Here is a 16,007-nt window from a genome sequence, read left to right as displayed (position 1 = left end):
GCGCCGGTTCGCGCCGGTATTGATCCTGATATCACCGGCCGGGACGTAGTCGTACCAGATCGGGACCGAGGCAGGCGGCCGTCCATCGGTCGCCGCGACCGACAGCACCGCAATGTGCTTGCCCGCGAAGAATTCATGGCGTTCGGCTTCGGTAAAGGGTTTCGGCATACAGCATGTAACCGGCCGGTCGGTGGCTCTCTTCCCCCGGCGGCGTATGGGGCTGCGAACGAGGCGCCTATCGCCGTCGTGTAGGCGAAGAGGACGCTGCGCGTTCGCGCTTGACAGGAAATAGTTCTCGAGCTCGCGCTATCAGCGGCTTTCAGATGCCCCCCGGTGATGTCGGGTGCCACCGGGGTGCATGACCGAGAAGATGCTGCGGCGCGCCGCTGTCGAGTCGGCGACCCTCACTCGACCACCAGCCGGTCGGCGAGGTCGGCCGGGGTGTCCGGGGGCACCGGGACGCTTTCGAGCAGCCACCGCAGCGTGGGCATGTCCCGCGGGTCGACGGGCACTGCATGGTCGACCAGCGCGCTGACGAGATCGACGGAGGCGAGCGAGAGCTCACCTACGATCACCGTCGTGCGCAGCGAATCCGTCTTCCCCGGAGGGAGTGCGGGCGTGTACTTCCGCATCTGCTCCAGCAGCGTGGAGCGATAATCGTGCTGCACTCTGTCCCTCGTTCTCTCCGGGCGGGACTGCCCCCACCCGGCGATGTCGAAATTCGCGAACACACGCATCGTCCCTGAACAGGCGGTTCGGTTTCGGCGGCGCTCATGTTCCCCCGGGCGCGGTCAAGCTTCGGGGGTCGATCGGCAGGTTGAGAGGGAAGTCGTGCTCATGGACAGCGCGGGCCGGGTTCTGGGGAACGACTCCGATCCAGTCGCGCTGTGATCAGAGGGTAGGTCGAAGTAGTGAGGCCCGAGGTTGACCGATCGTCGGCCCGGCTGCGGACTCAGTTGCCGACGACGGCCCCGAGCCACTCCACGATGGGCCGTAGGTTCTCCCACGACGTGCGGACCTCCGTGGCGGCGCGCGGTGTTTTCAGCCAGCCCGGAGTGCCGAACTCCCGGCTGACCACGAGCGATTTGTGCCGCAGCAGGTCGATGCGCGGGTGGTCGAGCGGATAGCCCTTGGGGCGGGTCTTCAGTTTGTCGCCGCCGAGGGCGTAGCCCGCCTGGACGAGCGTGTCCAAGATCTTCTCGAACTCGGCGCCGCGCACGTCGTCGTCCAGGGTGGCGCGCAGGCGGGACAGCTGTTCCGGCGAGGCCGCGTAGAGGCCGCCGGCGACGAACAGCCCGGGTGCGCCGATCTGGACGTACCAGCCGACTCCCGGCGCGGTGTGCGCGACGGCGCCCTGATGGGTCTTGTACGGTGATTTGTCGTTGGAGAACCGTACGTCGCGGTAGGGACGGAAGATCTTGACCGGGCCGAAATCCGGCTCCAGCTCGGAGCTCAGCGCGGTCATCGGCCGTTTCACGGCGTCCTCGTATATGTGCTTGTTGGCGGTCCAGAACATCTTCGAGTTATCGGCCTCGAGATCCTCGTAGAAGTCCGGCCCCGCGATCGGGAATCCCGCGAACTCGCTCATACCGTCGAATCTATCGCCCGCCGTACGAGCGGGACGACGGGGAGTCGACCGGTCAATTCCCGGGTGCGTGTGAATCTTCATGCCCGCCGCGTCCGCGGGACGCATGTCCTCGGCGCGGGTCTCGGGTGAGTCGTGCTCCGGCTTCTCGGCGACTGTTACCCCACCGCGCGGCCGATGAGTTTGTGGCTTCCGGCCGGTCGAAGCTCGTGACACCGTAGGAAAGGACATCGCCATGTCGGAGCTTCTCGTCGACTTCATCACCTCTCCCGACGGCTACGCGTCGGGAGTGGGATGGCCCGGGTTCTAGGGCCTCGAGGGCCCGGAGTACCTCGCGTGGCTCGGCGAGCAGCCCGAGGCCTCAGGTGGGATGGTTCATCGCGGTGAAAGGGCGCCAGGCAAGGGTGACCTGTCAGCGCCGGGCGACGAGCTTCGCGCCGTGGAGGAGCCACACCACCGGGACCAGGCAGCACAGCAGCGCGAAGAGGCCCGCTTCCGGACCGAACGTCCCACCGGTAAGTACCTCCGGTCCGGAAAGGACGGTGCGCAGCAGGCCGGGTTCGCCGTCGGCGCCGGATACCGAAGTGCCGAACACGCCGGACTCGGTGAAGTTCCAGGCGAAATGCAGGCTGATCGGCAGCCACAGCGACCGCGTGGCGGTGTAGGCAATGGTCAGCAGCGCACCGCCTTCGACCGCGATGGCCAGGGCGCCCCATAGCGTGGCGTTGCTGTTGACCGAGTGTGTCAGACCGAAGATCAGTGATGAGACCGCGATCGCGACGATACTGCCGGTCCGCTCCTCCAGGATGCGGTGCACCACGCCACGGAACAGCAGTTCCTCGGTGACCGCCACCGAGGCCATCGCGCCGGCCACGCCCAGGCAGGCCCCGAACGACCCACCGGTGACGTCGGCGTCGGTGAACAGGACCGTGAGCAGCATCGTCGCGAGGAAAGCCCCGGCGCCGACGAGTGCGCCGTGCCCGAGCCCGCGCCACCGCCCCGCGGCGGCCAGTTCGGTGACCTCCAGCCGGTTCTCGACACGGCGGGAAAGCCACGTGTAGGCGACGATCGCCCCGGCGGCCGCGCCGATCCCGAGGAAGAAACGCAGCACAGGCACACCTGAAACGAGCGCGTCCAGCCCCCGGGCGGCGATCAGCAACACGACCGTTCCGACGAGCAGAACCGGCACCCGGAACCGCTGTATCGGCGGTTTCCGCTCGGTGGGGATAGCCATTGAAAGTCCTCTCGCCGTTGTGCAGTACGGCGAGACTACGAACGAGCAGGACCATGCCACATCACCCTGCGGGCGACAGTCTCAGTAGTACGCGAGAGTGACAAACTACTGTCCGCGCGTGCTGCCAGTTACCCGTAGACAAGGTCGTCGCTATCGTGAACGACAAGGTCACCATTCAGCCACTTGGGATAGTGGACTCGCGCATCGGAAAGACGGCATCGGATCATGGCAGAAGACCTGACCGTGACTCGGACGCTGGTGATACCCGCCTCCGAGCTACGCGAGCGGTTCTCACGCTCGTCCGGCCCGGGCGGGCAGCACGTCAACACCACCGACAGCCGGGTCGAGCTGTCGTTCGACCTCGCCAACTCGCCCTCCGTACCGGCGTGGCTGCGCACCCGGATGCTCGACCGCCTGGCGACCCGCCTGGTCGACGGGGTGCTCACGATCGCCGCTTCGGAGCACCGCGCACAGCTGCAGAACCGCGCGGCCGCCCGCGAACGCCTGGCCTCGTTACTGCGCGACGCCGCTGCCCCTCCGCCGCCCGTTCGCCGCGCCACCAAGCCCTCGCGCGGCGCGAAGGAACGTCGCATCGCCGCGAAGAAGCGGCGCGGCGTCACCAAGCGAAACCGCCGCGCCTTTCCCGACGACTAGCGTGCTCGGCGGCGAGTGTCTTGCCGCACCATCGGTGTCCGGAAGACCAATACCTTTGCAGCTGTCATTGGTGCTCTGGGTTTTCGCAGGTCTTCGGAACTGCCGGCGGCTCGTCGACGGGTCCGACCGGGCCCCGGTCAGCAGCCATCGCAGGTCGGCGGGGATCAGGATGCGGTCGATATCCCAGATGACGAGTCCCGGGCGCACCGCAGTCATGAGGGCATTCGGACAGACTCGACCCGACCCTGCGAGGTGCCGGCGGCCGATTCGAGAATCGGACGGCAACTCCTTCGAGCCGACGACATGGGGGAGGACGGAAATCGGGGTCTACCTGCGCAGGAGGGGCAGGCGGGGTAGGCCGGATCATCGGCGAGCACGGTTTCTGGCTCGCTCCGACCGAGATACCGAAAGCGCGCATTACACCGACCGATACGACATTATGGTCGCAGATCTGACTACTCAGGTCGCACACTGCGTTTTCGACTGATCAGGGATCTGCGTGCATACGTTGAAGATATTGACCCGTACCGTGCTCGGCAGCGTCATTGCCGTGCTGCTCATTGTCGGATCAGGGGGCGTCGCGGTGGCCGCGCCCGCCCCGGCGCCCGTGCCGGTCGCGCCGGTGCAAGCACCCGATGTTCCGGGGTCCGGGGCGGTGGCGCCCATCGCGGCGTGCATGGCGCCCGGCGACTCCATCGAACTCCGGGCCGGCCTGGGCGCCGCGCTCGGAACCGCGATCGGCGCGATCACGGGTCTGCCCCTCTTCTTTATCGGGGCCATCCCGTTCGGGATCATCGGCGGCGTGATCGGCGCCATGGTCGGCTCGACCACCTACGCGCAGGACGCCTGGCGGGCTCCGAAGGGCTGCTGATCGGACGGGGCCGCGGGGTCAGCCCTTGACGGGGTAGGTGGCGTCGAGCCGTTCGGTGAACGAAGGTCCGCCGATTCGGGCGTGCGGCCGGCCACCAACCCGCGGTCCTCCAGCAGCGCCCGATACACACCGACCACGGTCGCGGCGCCGACGATCTCGCCGCGGTCGATCATCCGCACCGCTTCGTCGAGCGGAACCCACCGGATCATTTCGGCTTCGTTGATATCCGGCCGGGTGTCGGTGAGGTCGGCGCCGGTTGCGCTGAACCGCTCCGTTCTCGTGTATACGAGGTATCCTCGACTCGAGGTTCAGAGGGGGGACTCGAAGTATTTGTACAGCACCTGGTCCCGCATGTCATATGACTGTTCCGGTCAGAAGCGATGGGTGCGCATGAGGTCGTGTGCAAGTGCAGGGGAGACGTTGTGACTGATGTGAAGGTCGATCTGGCAGGCCTCGCCGGGTTCGGATTGGATCTCACCGATATGGGAGCGAACTTCATCTCGAACGCTTCCCGATTTCTACCCGGGACGGCCCTTCCGGCCGATACGACGGGACTGATGGCTACGCTGACGCCGTCATTCGAGAAGTTTCAGACAACGATCTCTACCGCCCAGCGAACAGATCTGACAACCGTCGAGACATTCCGAACGAACCTTTCTTCGACAGCGGCCACCTATCAGACGACAGATGGTGCCACGGCGAACGCAGTTTCCACAGCGTCGAATGGTCTGCCCGCCGGTTCGGGCGCCGCCGACTCGGCCGGACCGGAACAGGGCGTCTACAGATTCAATGGCCTGCAGCTGCCCAGCTTTCCGGACGTTCCGGAGATCAAGTACGCCGTCCGCCAGGTGGTAACCGCGGCGATCGACCAGATACAGGTCTACGACGACGGCTTCGCCGCGGCGATCGGTCTGAAACCCGTCGCGGACTACCTTGCACCGCTGGTTGCGGACTGGGAGGCGTTGCAGGCGATCGGCCAGCGGATCGGCTGGCTCGGCATCAACGACTATGTCGCCTCGGAGAACCTTGTCAACGGCACGAGATGGCTGCAGACCAGTTGGACCGGTGACGCCGCGCAGGCGTTCGGGACCGGCACCGGCACCGCGGCGCGGACAATGGCCGACAGAAGTATCGATCTCGATGCTGTCGCGAAGATCGTCGAGAACGGCGCGCTCGTACTGGACCGGCTGGTCTTCAACCAGGCTGTCGGCCTGAGTGATCTGGTGCTGAAGTCGATCAGCCACCAGGAGGCGTCGTTTCCGCTCGGTGTTTGGGCGTCGCTGGTCGACAACCCGATGCCGGAATCGTTGAGGACCGAGATCCGGTCGGCGCTCGATGAATTGAGAAACGCCGCCGAATCGCGGCATACGACCATCACAACGATCCTGGAGAGGATCTCCGGCGCTGTGGACTACGCCCCTGGGCGGAAGGCTCCGGTGTACAACTCGGTCGATTTCGAGGTGCCGGAGAAAGTCGTGGTCGACCCGGGCGTCGCGAAGTATGGGTTCGGTGACAACGTGTGGTGGGAGGAAAGTAATGCATCCGCAGGTTGAGCACATGGTGACAAACGTCGGGACGGTGTTCTGATGGCACCGGAGATCCCGGGAATGGCGATGCCGTTGCCGCCGACAGATCCCGGGCAGGGGGCACACGGTTCGCAGCCCTGGTACAGCCGAGCGGACGACGCCGCATTCGCGAAGCTCGCCCTCGGAGGAGCGGTCGCGGCGGATGCCGCGGGATGGACGAACGCGGCTCGGAACCTCCGCCACTATCTCGGCAACAGCGGTAAGGATCTGACCATCAGCCCGGACGAGATGATGACCGACGATCCGATCATGAAGCGGCGCGTCGACAGTTTCGTCACCCTCGCTGTGCAACAAGTCGCTTCTGATCCGGCGAACCGCGGGAGAACCGTCACATTCCAGCAGCCGTGGACCGAGGACCATACCTTCGATCAGGAAACACAGGGGGACTGGTACTTCGCGGTGAACGCAGTGCACTTCACCGCGAGTGGCGTGGTCACGGTCCGGGCTCCGGAAACCGACGGGGGTCAGCCGTCCGTCGTGGTCGATTACAAGTGCTACGTCTTCGACCGCTACAACTGGGACAGTTCCGGGCCCAGCCCGAAAGGCGTCGAACTGCTCGGCTTCGACATCAGTGACAAGCGGATGGGCGGCCTGCACACCGCGGGGTATGCCCAGGAGTTCAATATGTTCGGGACATCGTCGGTCCAACACTACGAGGGGGTTGTACCTACCAATGGCGCTATCGATTTTCCGGACCCCCCGGACAGCCGGAAGGGCGACCGCACCGACCCCACCCGATGAGAGTCGGTCGCCGCGGGTTCTCCGGGCGTCGCTGCGTGTCCTGTTCGTCGGTCTGCTGATGCTCGTTTCGCTGGCGGGCGTGGGATGCGCCGAGCCAGTCGATCGTGAGGCGGACGCAGATACCGAAACCGGTACCGGCCCGGAGCTCATCCGTGAGGCGACCGAATACGGTGGGTGGACTCTTCCGGTGAACGGGAAGGTTTTGCTGGTGAAGAAGGAGGAGGCCGGCCGCGAGCCGCGGTTCCGGCTGGCCGTCGAATTGACGCCGCCGGATCTGGTATGGATGCTGGAGAACTCCGGGTATTCCACCCCGCTCGGGCCCGGGCACGCGTTGTCCATTTCGACGATTGCCGGTCCTGATCCGAACTCTTCGCCGAAGCTTCTCTACGCCCGCGATCACATCACTTCTCCGTCGGGAAATCTTGTTTTCCGTAAGGTTCTGGTCGACGAGCGTGACGCGCAAACTCGTATCGTCCATCTCGAGTTCCTGAACATCTGAACAATCAGACCCGCCCCGGGGGCTGAGGTGGCCGATGTCGTCCGCTGCGAACATCAGGGCCACCAAATTGCCGCCGCGATCACCAGTAGCGGTAGTCCGATCGCGATGGCGTAACCGGCCACTACCAAGGCGCTCATGGTGTGGCCTGTGTGGAGGTCCAGCGTGGGAAGCTGAGGCGCGGTATCACGGTTTCCACATCGCAGACATCCAGTACGGCGTCGAGTTCGTGCGGGCCGAGGTGGTCGGGCGTCGGCAGGATCACCAGGTCGGCGCCGGTGTTGCGTACCTGGTCGGCCACTCGGAGCACCGAGTGTTCGCCGGGCCATACGAGGCGGTAGCCGAGTCGGTCGGCGAGGCGGTGTACGCGGTCGCGGTCGGTCGCGGGTGCTCGGCTGATGTCGTGGTTGATCCAGCCGAACACGATCGAGTGGCTCATGACGCAGAGTCGTCGAGTATGGATCGTCCGCCGAGCGCCGCTGACCAGCGATGGGCGAACGTGGTCGTCTGCCATGCCGAACGACGCAAGCCGCTGCCATCGACCAGCAGTCCGGCGCTATCCAGCGCGCGGCCGACTCCCCGGACAGTGTGCTCACATACGCGGGTTCCACGGGCGAGCCGCCCGACGGTCAACTGTGAGCCAGGAAGCAGGGCGCCGCAATATATGCGCCTCACGGGTGTTCAGAGGCTGAGCAGCCTCGGATCTGGTCATGTGGGTCCCCTGGTGTTCGAGATCGGTAGTCGCTCCAGCTCATCGCGCATCGCCTCGGCAAATAAGGCGTGCGCGCCGGCCCGGTGTGTGCACAGGGGTGTGCAGAAGAAGCCAACCGTCGTCATCGGTGCGATACCCGTGACACACTCCGGTGATGGGACGTCACCCCAAACAGCCGAAACATCAGTTGGCGGAGTTGCTCGACGAGATCCGTGGCAGCCGAGAGGGTTTGGCGCGCCGGGTCGTTGAGCGTGGCCGCGCTGTTGGTGTCGAACTTCGCTACGACCACACATCGGTAGGCCGATGGCTGGCCGGCGAGCCGACGCCACCCGGACCGAACCTGATCGCGGAGGTTCTCACCGAGCTATGTGGTCGCCGCATCCCGCCGAACACATGCCTACCTGCGAGACGTGCGCACGACTCGCGCCCTACCGCGACATTCCGGCGGTAGGGGAGTTTCGTGAGCGGGTAGCGATCACTCGGGCAGTGTGAGCGCCCGGTACACACCCACCACGGTTGCCGCGCCGACGATCTCGCCGCGGTCGATCATCTGTACCGCCTCATCGAGGGGTATCCAGCGGATAGTCTCGGCTTCGTTGATGTCCGGGCGGGTATCTGTGAGCTCGGCACCGCGGGCCAGGTAGATCTCCTGAGGGTGATCCAACGTTCCGATCGCAGGCTGGTAGGTCACGAGATGCCGCATCGTGCGCGGACGCCAGCCGGTCTCCTCTTCGACCTCACGGGCCGCCGCGGCGGCGACATCTTCGGCGTGGTCGACGTACCCTCCGGGTAGCTCCCACACCCACTGGTCGATGATCCACCGGTGCCGGTACATCAGCAGTACCTCGCGGTTGTCGTTGATTACCAGCGTCATCGCACACCGCGGTATCCGGGCGACGTACTGGGTGAACTCCACCCCATCCGGGAGACGAATGTCTGCTGTCGACAGCCGGATATGCCTGTTCTCGTCGACCAGCTGCTCACCGAGGATCGTCCACTGGGTATCGCTCACCTATCCGACGGTAGCGGAACCGTCCTGGAGGCGGATGCGTGCGGAACCCGCCACAATATGTGCAGGTCGAGGGGGCAAGCTCTACGACCAGCGGAGCGGGTGAAGACCATCATCGCGGTCGCCGAGTTGCGTGACCGGATCCGCCCGCTGCTCAACGAACAGGAGTTGACTATGCGGGTCGCTGTGACCGGGCACATGAACATCACCGAGGAAACCGCGGTGCTGGTGCGTGAAGAGATCACTCGACACCTTGCCGAGGTTCCCGATTTGGTGGGGGTGAGCTGTATCGCCCGGGGAGCCGACTCGGTGTTCGCGCAAGCGGTGCTCGAGGCCGGCGGCCGGTTGGAAGTTGTGTTGCCCTCCCGGAATTACCGCGAGGCCAAGGTGAAGCCCGATCACGCTCCGGTGTTCGATGAGCTGCTGGCCCGCGCGGCCGAGGTTCGGGTGATGGGTTTCGAGGACGCCGGCCGGGAGGCGTACGAGGCGGCGAACGAGGCTCTGCTCGGGTCGGTTGACCGGCTGGTCGCGGTGTGGGACGGGGAAGGTGGCGAGGCCGGCGGCACCGGCAGCGTGGTGAAGCTGGCGCGGGAGCGCGGGGTGGCCGTGGATGTGGTCTGGCCTGCAGGTGCCGCACGCGCCTGATCGGCAGGCTGTTCGTCCCTCATACAACATACTGGCTCGCTATGAGCAGGTCGTGGCTACATCCTGATCGGAGCAATTCATGGACGTGATACCCAAATGGAAGCAGCTGCACTTCAGGACGAAAGGGGAAGCTGGAGGGCGGCTCTCGGACGTCCTCCGAGAAATCGCGAACGCCATGGATGCTCTGGGCGAGATCACCGTCCTGGACATGACGTTTCATCCTGTGCTTACTGAGGACGGCGAGTTCAAGCCGATAGTCGATGTGTACTACGCCTTGGACAACGATGTCGAGGTCTCCGGCGCGATTCCAGCCGGTTCGAACGTCGTCTACCACAGTTCGCAAGCTTCTCCCACGGGTACGGGCAGTGAGGGGGCCGCTCATCTTCTGAAGAAATTCGCCGATGAGACCCTCGGCCGCCTGGGCGATGTGTCGGTCGAAACCGTGGTGTTCAAACCGCTGGTTGGGGATGGTGACGGCGAGGGGGGTCGGTCGATAACGGTCTACTACACCGACAAGTAGAGGCGCGTGCGCTACCGACCTGGCCAAAGACCCGGGAGATTGGAGACCGGGGCCAGGGTCGGCCCGCAGCCGATCGTCAGGGCCACCAGATCGTCGCCGCGATCACCAGCAGTGGTAGTCCGATCGCGATTACAAATCCCGTTACCACCAGGGCGCTCATGGTGTCACCTGCCCCGATGTCCAGCGGGCGAAGCTGAGGCGTGGTAGCACGGTCTCGACGTCGGCGATGTCCATTACCGCGTTGAGTTCGAGCGGGCCGAGGTGGTCGGGTGCGGGCAGGATCACCAGGTCGGCCCCGGCATTGCGTACCTGGTCGATCACTCGGAGCACCGACCGTTCGCAGGGCCACACGAGCCGGTAGCCGAGTTGATCGGCGAGACGGCGTATCCGTTCGCGATCGGATTCGGGTGCACGGCTGATGTCGTAGTCGATCCAGCCGAACGCGATCGAGTGGCTCATGACGCGACGTCGGCGTCGGTAGCCGGTTCCGGGGCATCGGAAGTGGCGCGGAGGCCGGCCACCACCCGTTCCAGCGTCGCTGTATCGAGGCAGTATTGGTCGTGCCACAGTCGGATGGTCGCTTCGATTGCCCGGTTTCGCGCGGGTCGCTTGGGCAAAGGTGGTCGTTCGCGCACAGTGCCTCCTAATCGGGTGTCATGGCAGGCACCCGGCGCCGAGGAATTCCACGGTCGGCGGACTCGTAATGTGCTGTCCAACCGCATAGTTCGGCCCGGCGCCGAGGCCGGATCAAGCGTCATCCACCGGGGTTCGCCGTCCCAGGCACAGCATTGATAGGGAAGCGCTACCCTTCCGCTAGGTATGCAGGGACAGGGGGCACCGCATGATCGTGGAGACTTGGACAAGGGTCGAGGTACGGGCGCTGCGTGACGCCGCGCTCCGGATGACACAGGAGCAGTTCGCAGAAGAAATCGGTTGGTCCGTCGCGACGGTGCGAAAATGGGAGCGCACAACCGAATCACGGCCGGTGCGTGCGCAGCGGGCCGCGGACTTGGACAGCTGGCTCGCCGAGCTCAGCCATGAGCAGATGCGCCGATTCGCGCTCGCGGTATCCGCCGGGCGGGCCGTAGCACTGCGACACCCGCCGCCTGGAGGTGGTGACGATGAGGCAGACGTGAACCGCCGCGAATTCAATAAAGCCGCAGTGCTCGCGGTGGCGGTTGCACCGACATGGAATCCATCCCGGATCGGCATGGCGGATGTGGACCGGCTCAACGCATTCACGACCGAACTGGAAGCCGCCGACCAGACCGTTGGCGGAGCGGGCCATCTGCCCGCCGCTATTGATGCGATGGAGCGTGCCCAAAGTCTGCTTCACAGTTGTGTGTTCGACGAAGCGACGGGCCGAGCGTGGATGTCCGCGGTGGGGGCACTGGCCGTGGAAACCGGTTGGCTCGCATACGACGCGAACCGTATGCAACTGGCGCGGCGCTGCTACTCCGATGCGCTGTCGCTGGCGTCCATGGCCGATGACGACGCCCTGGCCGTCCATGCCTGTATGAACGCGTCTCTGCAGACCATCGCGCTCGCGCGTACCGGCCACGCCTCCCCGTCATACGCGCTCGCCCTGACTCGTCGCGCTGGGGCCCTGGCGCGTCGACAGCCAACCGGGCGGATACACGCACTGATAGCCGCGCGCGAGGCTGCGGGTTACGGGGTAGCCGGTGACCGGAGTGGTGTCGAGCGGGCTATGTCGGCGGCGTGGCGCGAGATGGACAACGCGGCCGACCACGAGTCGTTGGACGAATGCGTGTCGTGGTTGCGATTCGTCAACCATTCCGAAATCCGGGGGCATGAGGCGCGGGCCTCCACCGACTTCGGCCACCACACCCGCGCGGTCGCATTGTATGAGGTCGCCGCGAGTGAGCCGGCGAGCGCCGGAAGTACTGCGCACAGGGCGGCGTGGTGGTCGGCGGCGCTCGCCCGTACCGGTGATACGCGGGCAGCGATCGAAGCGGGCATGCCGGTGCTCGGGGCGCTGGAGGAGTGGCTGGCGTCGCCCCGCGCATTCAAGGTGCTGCAACCGGTACGGCTCGCGGCCGACACGGTTGCCGAGGGCGAGGAGTTCCGGGTGCGGTACGACGCGCTCAAAGCCACGAAAGGTTATTCAGTTGATTGAGTTCCGACGCTTCGACCACATAGGCGCCCGAGAAATCCGCGACACGGTCCAGGATGTCTACGCACGCGCCTATGCGGAGGCTATCGCCTCCGGTGACCCCTTCGAGTCGTTGGAGGCGTCGATGAACCGATTCGACGCATACCTGCGTGCGCCGGGCTTCGATCTGGTGGTGCTGTACGTGGATGGGAAGCCGATCGGTCAGGCGTGGGGGTGGCCACTCGGCGCGAAAACCGCTAAGTGGGACAGTTTGCGGCTCGATGAAGACGATCCGCAGTTCACCCGTGAGGACGGGACCCGGACGTTCGGGCTCTCGGAGATCATGGTGGTTCCTGAGCACACCGGCCGAGGCTATGCGCGGGCACTGCACGACGAGCTGCTCGGCGCCCGACGGGAGCAGCGGGCGACGCTGCTGGTGGATCCGCGTAACGAGCGCGCTTATGTGCGGTATAGGCGTTGGGGCTGGTACCGGGTCGGCGTTCAGCGTCCTGATTGGGAGGGGGCGCCCACATTCGACGTGCTGATTCGGGCTCTGCCGCTGTGATCGGACGCGCCTGTTTATCGAGGCAAAGCTGGAGACCACCACGCCGCCTGCAAGGCGATCGAACCGATCGCACCTGCGCTGTGGAACGGGGGATGATGCCGGGCGGGATTGCAGATCCGCACTGGCGCAGTTGGTACCGCGTGCGGGCAGGAAACGTCGCGGCCTTCCTCCAGTCGGTCGCCACCTGCGCTGCAACGTGGGATGCTCTTACTGGCCGAGTAGGGGAGATATAACGGTGGTGACCGAGGCGTGCCAGGACGAAGAACCGGAGAACAACGGGGGCTCCGCCGATGCCGGCACCGACTCGAAGAAGTCATCGAACACGATGGCATTGTTCGACAAGGCACTGGTCGCCGCCGGAAAACTGGTCGATTCACGGGTCGAGCGATTGCGTCGACGCCATCCAGAAGACACGAACGAACAGCTGCTGAAAAGGCTCGAGACCACATTCATGTCGTCGGTAACCGCGACTGGCGCGGCTATGGGCGGTGCGGCCGCGGTACCAGGGGCCGGAACCGCTGCAGCGCTAGCGATGACAGGCGGGGACTTCTCCTGGTTCATGACTGCTGCAGCAGCCCATGTGCTGTCTGCTGTGCGGGTGTACGGCTTCGATATTGCAGACCTCGAGCACCAGAAGGCAGTCGTATTGACAGTGCTCGCCGGGGGCAGTGGCTCGACGATTTTCGGTAAGGCGGCCGGCCGGACGGGGGCTCACCTGGGTAAGCTCCTGGCGAACTCGGTCCCTACGAGCACAATCCGGGCGGTGAACCGGGTGCTCGGCCCCAATTTCGTCACCCGGTACGGCACGCGTCAAGGAGTGCTCGTGCTCGGTCGGGCCGCCCCCTTCGGTATCGGGGTGGTAATCGGCGCGGGTGGCAACCTGCTCATGGCGCAAAGCGTGATCAAGGCGACCCGCCTTGCGGTGCGCCCTGTTGACTGACCACCTGCGGAAATCAGCTCTCGCCGAGAAGATCCCCTATGAGCCCCGACTCGGCCATCGCGGGTGCGCCAACTCGTTCCAGGGACAGATACCGGCGTCCGGCTGGATGCGATAGCCGAGCTGGGTGAATACCCACATCTCCCTGAAGTGAGGTCCTGCCTCATCGAGCTACTCGACGACGAGATCATCAATGTGGAGGTCGACGCGGCAGAAGTGCTGGTGCGACACGGCGGGACCGAAGGTCTTCCCGGCGTCCTGGAAAACCTGGGCCGGCGAGGAGACGATGGCGGCAACTCCGATTACATCGCCGACAGGCTCAACGCACTTGATGCCAGCGCCGTTCCCACCATCGAAATCGTCTACGGGGGTCGAATGCCCTAATCTGACATCTGGAGCAGCGCAGGGTATCCATCGGCCGTGATTCGAACACTGCTGGAGTATTCACCAGGCTGAAGGAGATCAGGAATGATGTAGGTTGCCCGTGCAACCTCGCCGTTCTTGAGAAAGACGAGGATATTGCCTTGTTGCATGAACGTCTCGTCCATGTCGATTTTCCCCCCGACCTCGCGCTCGATGTAGTCGCGGGAGACCGGCTGGTGCGAGACATAAACAGAGTCCCAGTCACCGCCGGTCAGCTCGTACAGGCTGACCGATCCACCGTTCTGGCGCAGTTCGGCCAGTTCGGCCGAAAGGGCTTGATCCTTTTCCAAAGTAACGCCTCCATGGTCAGAACACGCGGTCAGCGACATCGCAGCGCACACCAGCAACGCGAGCAGGACCTTCTTAGCTGTCATAGGTGCCGTAACTTTCGCCGTCGCTTCCCGGGTTGTATCCGCCCGAAGTGAACTCGGTATCGGTCGGTGGAGGTTTGGTGCCGCCCGTTGCCGGTGGCCCGTCAGCGCGTCCGGTCTCACCGATGGCGACCTGGTCGCTGGGTGTGAGCATGCCGTCCGGCCCGACGACGACCATATCGCCTCGGAGCACCGCTTCCTTGACATAGGTCGCCAGTTCCTCCGGGCTCGCATCGGGGTGCTCCCCGGCAATTCTTCGTCCGACCGCGTTATTGTGCAGGTCCATTGCTTCGGCGGCAGCAGAGTTCTTGGACGTCCCTTCGTGGGCGTTCGTGTACTCCTCTGTGAACTCCGGCCCGAATCGGTTCGCCAGCATCGCGTTCCAGTAGGCGTGCCGGAACGCGTCCGAATGGCCGTCGGTGATCCCGGCGCTGTCGAATACATTCTCGGCTTCGTGGATCGCCGTCTTGTAGATGCCGTAGGCGTCGCGGGCTCCGAGGAGTCCCAGATCGTCGAGGAGTCTGGCCTCTTCAGCTGTCATCTCCTGGCTGCCGAAACCCCAACTGAGCGGCGGCTTGGGCCAGGTGGTCATGCCATCGGGGTCCACTGGGACGTTGAACCGGGCGAGCAGGTCGTCGTGGAAGAGCTTCGCGAGTGCTTGTCGTCGATTGTTGGTCGACTGCTCGTCGATGAAGTTTCCTGATCCGAGCAGGTCACCTGCCGCGCGTATCAGACCCGCCTGGTTCAGGAGGTCGATCTGAAGCCGGGAGACCTCCTGGGCCAGCGCATCGTATGCGATCTGAATCGCATCTTGATGGGTCTTGACCTGTGCCTCGTCGGTTCCGTGCACGGTCCAGTCGTCGTCGACGCGGAGACCCGCTTCTACTGCGTCGTCGGCCTTGCCGCGGAGTACGCCGCGAAGTGAAGTCAGGTCGGTTGCCGCGTTCTTGATGATCCCGGGCACGTCGGAGATTTCGTAGTAGACGCGACGGGATTGATCGTGGTCTTCGGAGACGCGCTCGTACGCAGCGTTGAAGGCGGCTCCCTGCCAGTGGGTTCCGGCGTCGGTGAAGTAGTTCCGGGTGCTGTCGATGGCCTGCATCGCCTGCTCGTTGATGTTGTTCAGAGCGTCGGCCCAGTCGTTCATGGCTGTGAGGTCCCAGCGCTCCAGCTGGGATTTCGAAATCTTCATCAGCTCTGCGCGGGTTTGAAGTCGAGTTCGTTCATTCTGGCCGCGAACCCTTCATCGGTCATGCTCAGGTCGTTCGCGCACGCTCTCGTCGCTCCGGCGACAGCCCGCATCCGGTCGGCGATTCGTAGGTAGGCGCCTTCGGTCTTCTCGGCCAGTTCGGCGAACGACTGACCTATCTCGACCCCGGGCAGTGATGGGCTCGGCCTGGTACGGATGTCCAGATCGTCGACAGCTTTACCGTTCTGTTCGAGCTTCTGCGCGAGCTCGTTCAGCTTGTCTATGTCTGCCTGTAACAAGGTGCCCTCCCATGCCTTGCGGCAGTGCCGACCCGGAAACTGCGGCCTCGAGCGCAC

General features: G+C 64.8%; 20 protein-coding genes and 2 pseudogenes. 12 read left to right on the top strand and 10 right to left on the bottom strand.

What is annotated here, in order from left to right:
* The 3 genes and pseudogenes from AB0H42_RS31595 to AB0H42_RS31585 all read right to left on the bottom strand — a co-directional run.
* Positions 1 to 168, bottom strand: a pseudogene (locus AB0H42_RS31595) (pyridoxamine 5-phosphate oxidase); the annotation flags it as partial.
* Positions 169 to 404: 236 nt separating this feature from the next.
* A complete protein-coding gene (locus AB0H42_RS31590) occupies positions 405 to 668 on the bottom strand; it encodes a hypothetical protein (protein WP_357062701.1) in 264 nt (87 codons plus the stop codon).
* Positions 669 to 952: 284 nt separating this feature from the next.
* Positions 953 to 1,588 (bottom strand): DUF2461 domain-containing protein, encoded by a 636-nt coding sequence (locus AB0H42_RS31585; RefSeq protein ID WP_357062699.1) that lies wholly within the window; start codon positions 1,586 to 1,588, stop codon positions 953 to 955.
* A gap of 232 nt (positions 1,589 to 1,820) precedes the next feature.
* On the opposite strand from AB0H42_RS31585, the pseudogene AB0H42_RS31580 reads away from it, so the two are divergent.
* A pseudogene (locus AB0H42_RS31580) lies at positions 1,821 to 1,892 on the top strand (deaminase); the annotation flags it as partial.
* A 105-nt stretch (positions 1,893 to 1,997) separates the two neighbouring features.
* Here AB0H42_RS31580 and AB0H42_RS31575 read toward each other — a convergent pair.
* Positions 1,998 to 2,819 (bottom strand): CPBP family intramembrane glutamic endopeptidase, encoded by an 822-nt coding sequence (locus AB0H42_RS31575; RefSeq protein ID WP_357062698.1) that lies wholly within the window; start codon positions 2,817 to 2,819, stop codon positions 1,998 to 2,000.
* A 225-nt stretch (positions 2,820 to 3,044) separates the two neighbouring features.
* Here AB0H42_RS31575 and arfB point away from each other — a divergent pair, with 225 nt between their 5' ends.
* The 5 genes from arfB (at position 3,045) to AB0H42_RS31550 (ending at position 7,170) form a co-directional block, all read left to right on the top strand.
* Positions 3,045 to 3,473: an alternative ribosome rescue aminoacyl-tRNA hydrolase ArfB gene (arfB, locus tag AB0H42_RS31570; RefSeq protein WP_357062696.1), complete on the top strand. Its 429-nt coding sequence runs from the start codon at positions 3,045 to 3,047 to the stop codon at positions 3,471 to 3,473.
* Positions 3,474 to 3,990: 517 nt separating this feature from the next.
* Positions 3,991 to 4,344: a hypothetical protein gene (locus AB0H42_RS31565; RefSeq protein WP_357062694.1), complete on the top strand. Its 354-nt coding sequence runs from the start codon at positions 3,991 to 3,993 to the stop codon at positions 4,342 to 4,344.
* 422 nt (positions 4,345 to 4,766) lie between these two features.
* Entirely contained in the window at positions 4,767 to 5,897 is a 1,131-nt protein-coding gene (locus tag AB0H42_RS31560; protein WP_357062693.1) for a hypothetical protein, read from the top strand.
* 33 nt (positions 5,898 to 5,930) lie between these two features.
* A complete protein-coding gene (locus AB0H42_RS31555) occupies positions 5,931 to 6,671 on the top strand; it encodes a hypothetical protein (protein ID WP_357062691.1) in 741 nt (246 codons plus the stop codon).
* Between the two features lie 187 nt (positions 6,672 to 6,858).
* Positions 6,859 to 7,170, top strand: a complete 312-nt coding sequence (locus AB0H42_RS31550; RefSeq protein WP_357062689.1) for a hypothetical protein — start codon at positions 6,859 to 6,861, stop codon at positions 7,168 to 7,170.
* A 133-nt stretch (positions 7,171 to 7,303) separates the two neighbouring features.
* Here the strand turns inward: AB0H42_RS31550 and AB0H42_RS31545 are convergent, their stop codons facing one another.
* Together AB0H42_RS31545 and AB0H42_RS31540 are read right to left on the bottom strand one after the other, a co-directional pair.
* Complete coding sequence (locus AB0H42_RS31545) at positions 7,304 to 7,606, bottom strand: hypothetical protein (RefSeq protein WP_357062687.1); 303 nt, start codon at positions 7,604 to 7,606, stop codon at positions 7,304 to 7,306.
* A 748-nt stretch (positions 7,607 to 8,354) separates the two neighbouring features.
* A complete protein-coding gene (locus tag AB0H42_RS31540) occupies positions 8,355 to 8,891 on the bottom strand; it encodes an NUDIX domain-containing protein (RefSeq protein WP_357062685.1) in 537 nt (178 codons plus the stop codon).
* Positions 8,892 to 8,990: 99 nt separating this feature from the next.
* On the opposite strand from AB0H42_RS31540, the gene AB0H42_RS31535 reads away from it, so the two are divergent.
* Both AB0H42_RS31535 and AB0H42_RS31530 read left to right on the top strand, forming a co-directional pair.
* Positions 8,991 to 9,533, top strand: a complete 543-nt coding sequence (locus AB0H42_RS31535; protein WP_357062683.1) for a hypothetical protein — start codon at positions 8,991 to 8,993, stop codon at positions 9,531 to 9,533.
* A gap of 79 nt (positions 9,534 to 9,612) precedes the next feature.
* Positions 9,613 to 10,053: a hypothetical protein gene (locus AB0H42_RS31530; protein ID WP_357062682.1), complete on the top strand. Its 441-nt coding sequence runs from the start codon at positions 9,613 to 9,615 to the stop codon at positions 10,051 to 10,053.
* A 156-nt stretch (positions 10,054 to 10,209) separates the two neighbouring features.
* Here the strand turns inward: AB0H42_RS31530 and AB0H42_RS31525 are convergent, their stop codons facing one another.
* Positions 10,210 to 10,512 carry a hypothetical protein gene (locus AB0H42_RS31525; protein WP_357062680.1) on the bottom strand — a complete coding sequence of 101 codons (303 nt, stop codon included), beginning with the start codon at positions 10,510 to 10,512 and terminating at the stop codon, positions 10,210 to 10,212.
* A 382-nt stretch (positions 10,513 to 10,894) separates the two neighbouring features.
* On the opposite strand from AB0H42_RS31525, the gene AB0H42_RS31520 reads away from it, so the two are divergent.
* The 4 genes from AB0H42_RS31520 (at position 10,895) to AB0H42_RS31505 (ending at position 14,052) form a co-directional block, all read left to right on the top strand.
* Entirely contained in the window at positions 10,895 to 12,190 is a 1,296-nt protein-coding gene (locus tag AB0H42_RS31520; protein WP_357062678.1) for a helix-turn-helix domain-containing protein, read from the top strand.
* Positions 12,183 to 12,731: a GNAT family N-acetyltransferase gene (locus tag AB0H42_RS31515; RefSeq protein WP_357062677.1), complete on the top strand. Its 549-nt coding sequence runs from the start codon at positions 12,183 to 12,185 to the stop codon at positions 12,729 to 12,731. The genes AB0H42_RS31520 and AB0H42_RS31515 overlap by 8 nt, the downstream gene beginning before the upstream one ends.
* A 235-nt stretch (positions 12,732 to 12,966) precedes the next feature.
* Positions 12,967 to 13,671, top strand: a complete 705-nt coding sequence (locus AB0H42_RS31510) for a hypothetical protein (RefSeq protein ID WP_357062675.1) — start codon at positions 12,967 to 12,969, stop codon at positions 13,669 to 13,671.
* A gap of 147 nt (positions 13,672 to 13,818) precedes the next feature.
* Complete coding sequence (locus tag AB0H42_RS31505; RefSeq protein WP_357062673.1) at positions 13,819 to 14,052, top strand: hypothetical protein; 234 nt, start codon at positions 13,819 to 13,821, stop codon at positions 14,050 to 14,052.
* Here AB0H42_RS31505 and AB0H42_RS31500 read toward each other — a convergent pair.
* Genes AB0H42_RS31500 through AB0H42_RS31490 form a run of 3 tightly spaced genes read right to left on the bottom strand, consistent with a single transcriptional unit; the run spans position 14,049 to position 15,950 of the window.
* Positions 14,049 to 14,465, bottom strand: a complete 417-nt coding sequence (locus AB0H42_RS31500) for a hypothetical protein (RefSeq protein WP_357062672.1) — start codon at positions 14,463 to 14,465, stop codon at positions 14,049 to 14,051. The genes AB0H42_RS31505 and AB0H42_RS31500 overlap by 4 nt on opposite strands.
* Complete coding sequence (locus AB0H42_RS31495) at positions 14,455 to 15,654, bottom strand: hypothetical protein (protein WP_357062670.1); 1,200 nt, start codon at positions 15,652 to 15,654, stop codon at positions 14,455 to 14,457. The genes AB0H42_RS31500 and AB0H42_RS31495 overlap by 11 nt, the downstream gene beginning before the upstream one ends.
* Positions 15,654 to 15,950, bottom strand: coding sequence for a hypothetical protein (locus tag AB0H42_RS31490; RefSeq protein WP_357062668.1), 297 nt, complete (start codon positions 15,948 to 15,950; stop codon positions 15,654 to 15,656). Before AB0H42_RS31490 ends, AB0H42_RS31495 begins: the two co-directional genes overlap by 1 nt.
* Between the last annotated feature and the right edge of the window lie 57 nt (positions 15,951 to 16,007).

Origin of the sequence: Nocardia sp. NPDC050799 (assembly GCF_040654015.1) — a bacterium.
GTDB lineage: Bacteria > Actinomycetota > Actinomycetes > Mycobacteriales > Mycobacteriaceae > Nocardia.
Note: the sequence above shows the minus strand (reverse complement) of the source record. Positions and strands in the feature narration are given on the sequence as shown.

What these genes read in the sequence shown, in the direction of transcription:
- AB0H42_RS31585 (WP_357062699.1), bottom strand. Translation starts at nt 1,588, where the DNA reads ATGAGCGAGTTCGCGGGATTCCCGATCGCGGGGCCGGACTTCTACGAG.
- AB0H42_RS31575 (WP_357062698.1), bottom strand. Translation starts at nt 2,819, where the DNA reads ATGGCTATCCCCACCGAGCGGAAACCGCCGATACAGCGGTTCCGGGTG.
- arfB (WP_357062696.1), top strand. Translation starts at nt 3,045, where the DNA reads ATGGCAGAAGACCTGACCGTGACTCGGACGCTGGTGATACCCGCCTCC.
- AB0H42_RS31555 (WP_357062691.1), top strand. Translation starts at nt 5,931, where the DNA reads ATGGCACCGGAGATCCCGGGAATGGCGATGCCGTTGCCGCCGACAGAT.
- AB0H42_RS31545 (WP_357062687.1), bottom strand. Translation starts at nt 7,606, where the DNA reads ATGAGCCACTCGATCGTGTTCGGCTGGATCAACCACGACATCAGCCGA.
- AB0H42_RS31530 (WP_357062682.1), top strand. Translation starts at nt 9,613, where the DNA reads ATGGACGTGATACCCAAATGGAAGCAGCTGCACTTCAGGACGAAAGGG.
- AB0H42_RS31525 (WP_357062680.1), bottom strand. Translation starts at nt 10,512, where the DNA reads ATGAGCCACTCGATCGCGTTCGGCTGGATCGACTACGACATCAGCCGT.
- AB0H42_RS31520 (WP_357062678.1), top strand. Translation starts at nt 10,895, where the DNA reads ATGATCGTGGAGACTTGGACAAGGGTCGAGGTACGGGCGCTGCGTGAC.
- AB0H42_RS31500 (WP_357062672.1), bottom strand. Translation starts at nt 14,465, where the DNA reads ATGACAGCTAAGAAGGTCCTGCTCGCGTTGCTGGTGTGCGCTGCGATG.
- AB0H42_RS31495 (WP_357062670.1), bottom strand. Translation starts at nt 15,654, where the DNA reads ATGAAGATTTCGAAATCCCAGCTGGAGCGCTGGGACCTCACAGCCATG.